At 59.4% G+C, this 3,648-nt stretch carries 3 protein-coding genes and 1 pseudogene; 1 reads left to right on the top strand and 3 read right to left on the bottom strand.

Features of this window, described 5'->3' with window-relative positions:
• The 3 genes from ABX749_RS25880 to ABX749_RS25870 form a co-directional block, all read right to left on the bottom strand.
• Nucleotides 1–706, bottom strand: a 706-nt coding sequence (locus ABX749_RS25880; RefSeq protein WP_372898549.1) for a universal stress protein, incomplete at its 3' end; no start/stop codon positions are given.
• Between the two features lie 115 nt (nucleotides 707–821).
• Nucleotides 822–1,895, bottom strand: coding sequence for a dipeptide epimerase (locus tag ABX749_RS25875; protein ID WP_372898548.1), 1,074 nt, complete (start codon nucleotides 1,893–1,895; stop codon nucleotides 822–824).
• Nucleotides 1,892–2,992: a DUF1611 domain-containing protein gene (locus tag ABX749_RS25870; RefSeq protein WP_372898547.1), complete on the bottom strand. Its 1,101-nt coding sequence runs from the start codon at nucleotides 2,990–2,992 to the stop codon at nucleotides 1,892–1,894. The genes ABX749_RS25875 and ABX749_RS25870 overlap by 4 nt, the downstream gene beginning before the upstream one ends.
• A gap of 184 nt (nucleotides 2,993–3,176) precedes the next feature.
• Between ABX749_RS25870 and ABX749_RS25865 the strand changes: the two are divergent.
• Nucleotides 3,177–3,648, top strand: a pseudogene (locus ABX749_RS25865) (hypothetical protein); the annotation flags it as partial.

Here is a 3,648-nt window from a genome sequence, read left to right as displayed (position 1 = left end):
TGGTTTTGCTGGCCAGCGCGATGATTTCAGACGCCGGATCGCCCGCCGAGACCACCTTCTGCTCGACTCGCCAGGGGCCCTCGGGGATCTTGACGTCGGGCATGGACGTCGAGCCGACGTGGAACAGCGTCAACGTCGCGTTCTCGCTTCCCAGCGCCGAGATTGCGCGCAGCCCGCGTTCGATGGCCTCGCTGGAATGCGGCGTCTGATCGACCGGTACGATGATCCGATCGATGTTGACGGCGCCGGTTTCCAGCGAAACACAACCGTGCCCGCCGGCGGGCACAAACAATGTCGGCACATGCGTCTGATGCGCGATCTTCTCGGCCTTGGAGGGCATCAACCACGATGCCAGACCGTCGCGACCGGAAGCGGCCAGCACCATGAAGTCGATCGGGCGTTCTTGAAAAAAGCCCGTGATCGCCTCGACGACGTCCTTTTGCTCGGCGATGACCTTTTCCACACCGACACCGAGCTTTTCTTGAATGTCACTGCGTTTGGCGTCCGGTTCGATCAGCCCCCAGCGCTCGAGCGTCTTTCGGACCGCCGGAAAGCGATCCCAGTCTTCATAGGCGTCGTCGCCGACGTGCAACAACGACAACGTCGATTCATTGCTGAGCGCCAGACGCAAGGCGTGTGCAAATGCCAGCTGCGATTGGGCGGAAAAATCAGTCGGATGCAAGATAAAACGGGCGGGGGCACTCACGATCAGCTCGCCGAAAAGAAGAAAAGGGGACAGCCGGTGCGAACACGAATCACCGCAGTTTACTTGACCCAGATGCGACGTGTGGGGCCAAATTGTCGCTCGGCAGGCGAAGCCGTCACGACGAATGAATCACCACCGGCGGCGAAACCAGGAATTCACCCAACCGATCGCGATCGAGTTCGCCGCCGCAACCGGCCAACCGGGACGCGGTGACGTTTCCCTTGTCGATTGAAACGCCGACACAGGGCTCGTCCGCCAACAACACCGCCCCGTCCAGATCGGCAAAATCCAACAGCGGCAACAGCTGCGCCGCGCCGCTGATGCCGACCGAGCTTTCGACCATGCAGCCGATCATCGTTTTCAATCCCAGCCGGCGAGCATCCTTCAGCATTTGCAGCGCCGGCGACAGACCGCCGCACTTGCAAAGTTTGACGTTGACGCCGTGATACAGACCACGGCATCGCTGGACGTCATCGAACACCTGGCAGTCTTCGTCGGCAATGATCGGCAACGCCGATTCGCGATGAACCCGCTGCTTGTCCTCACGCGAGGCGTCGATCGGCAGCGGCTGTTCAATGAACTCCACTCCCAGATCCGCCAACGGCTTGGAATTGGCGATCGCCTCGTCTGCGGTCCAACCACAATTTGCATCGACGCGAAACACCGCGTCGGAGTGCCGCCGCAACTCGGTCACGATTTCAATGTCTCGCTTCGTGCCGAGTTTGATTTTGTAAACCCTCCATCCGGGCTCTTCATCCAGTTTTGCGATCATCGTTTCGGGCGTGTCGATCCCGATCGTAAAACTCGAATCCACGACGTCGTTCCATTCCAGCCCCCAATCCTGCCAGGCCGCGATCCCCAGTTTTTTGCCGTGATAATCGTGCGCCGCCATGTCCAGCGCCGACAACGCAAACATGTCGCCCGCCGTCTCCTCTCGCATCATCGGCCACAGATCCGCGGCAGACTCTGAGGCGTACCGATCGAGTGAATCAGGAGCGACCCGATTGAGCGACTCGATCATCGAATCGTAGCTGTGGCGATAGAATGAATCTTCGGTCACTTCGCCATAGCCGCGGACGCCATCATGCTCCAGCTCCACGATCAAGCTCGATTGTGTCTCGATCGAACTGCGCGCGATCGTGAACGCGTGCTTCAGGGGCAACTTCAATCGATAAACGGTCAGCTTCATCGCCCTACCACCTCGGCTCGCAATCCGATGCAGGCATCGACCAATTTGTCAGCACCGGTGCGATAGACGTCGCACGTGGGCAACCCAAACGTCGACTCCGCTCGCTCGATTTCCGCCAGCGCCTCTTCGTCGTTCAAATGACGTGTGTTGATCGCGATGCCCACGAACTTGCACGGATGCCGCAGTTTTGCTGCAACCAGGTAAGCCTCCATCTGATCTTTCATCGGCGGAATGGGAATGTCATCGAGTCCCTTGACGTGCGTGCGTCCCGCTTCGTAACAAAAAATCAATCCGTCCGGGGCGCTGCCGTGCAACAACCCCAACGTCACCGCGGAAAAGGCCGGATGGGAAATGCTGCCTTGGCCTTCGATCAGCAAAAAATCGTGCTGTTCGTTTTGCCGGGCAAGTTGTTCGGCGGCACCACTGATGAAATCCGCGACGACGCAATCGATCGGCACGCCCTCGCCGGAGATCATGATGCCGGTTTGACCGGTGGCGAGGAATTTGGAATTCAGTTTGCGATCGACCAATCCTCGGTGGATCTCCAACGACGTGACCATTTTTCCCAGGCTACAATCCTGACCGACGGTATGGATGCGGATGCAGCCGGGGCGAAACCGGTGGCAATCCGCCGTCGACTTCAATCGATTGCGACGGACGTCGATCAAGCGGCTCTCGGATCCCGCCGCCGTGTCGATGTACTCCGCGTCCTCGGTCAGAAAATCGTGCAGCCCCGAAACGACGTCGATGCCTCGGCGGAGTGCTTGGAGGATGATCGGACGCCACTCCTCGGGCAGCTTTCCCCCGGGCGGCGCGATGCCGATGTACAAGGCATCCACGTCTGGAATCTCTGACAACCCGCTCACCACGGGGATCGGTCCGCCGACCCCCAGCAAGTCCTGTGAGGTTGAACCCGCCGCGGCCGCATCGATGACGGCCGCGACATCTTGCGTGCGATATCGAAGCAGGCTGATCGCGGTCTTGGCCACGAACGGCGTGGAGTAGCCGTCGGTGAGAATCGCGATTCGACGGTGAGCCAACAGGGCTGGTCCCGTCTGTTCGAAATTGGCGGATTGTTTATTCGTGTCGATGGCCATGGAGCGAATGAAATCGTCGACTTGGAGGGAGGAAAGTAGCCGGTCAAGGACCGTATGGTAACGAATCATCGCGCGGCGACAGATTCGACTCGGCGAAAATCGTTTCACCAAGTGTCCCGAGGTCTGGAAATCAACGCCAACCCCGTCCTGTTGATCACTGCCGTCACAATCCCGCCGTATATTGATGGTCGAACGATCTCACGGTCCGACCACGACACTTTTTCTCTCACCTCTCGACGAGCAATCGATGAATCGTCACTTTACTTTCGCTACCGTCTTGTCTTTGACATGTTGTTTCTGCGACTCCGGCTGGGCTCAAGCACCCCAACCGCAGCAACCCACGCCCCAGCAGCGGCGGCCACGGATCACCTTCGCCGAGGTGTTGCGGCGCGAGGATGCGAACCGGGACGGGAAAGTGACGAAGGACGAATTCAAGGCGGCGCCGCGATTGTTCCAGCGTTTGGATCGTAATCGTGATGACGTGCTGACACGCGAGGATTTTCCGATCGCCGATCGCCTGAATGCCAACCGCCCGAACCCTGGCCGCCTGAATGCACCGGACGATGTCACCGTCGAACGAGATGTCGTCTTCGGTACCGGCGGCGGTCGCGATTTGACGATGCATCTCGTGCTGCCGAAAGAACCGTCCGATCACC

This window comes from Stieleria sp. (genome assembly GCF_041595215.1).
Taxonomy (GTDB): Bacteria; Planctomycetota; Planctomycetia; order Pirellulales; family Pirellulaceae; genus Stieleria; species Stieleria magnilauensis.
The sequence above is the reverse complement of the archived record's forward strand: the minus strand, read 5'-3'. Positions and strand labels throughout refer to the sequence as shown.

Bases quoted from the DNA above. Each gene is read 5' to 3' on its own strand.
- ABX749_RS25875 (WP_372898548.1), bottom strand. From the start codon at position 1,895: ATGAAGCTGACCGTTTATCGATTGAAGTTGCCCCTGAAGCACGCGTTC.
- ABX749_RS25870 (WP_372898547.1), bottom strand. From the start codon at position 2,992: ATGGCCATCGACACGAATAAACAATCCGCCAATTTCGAACAGACGGGA.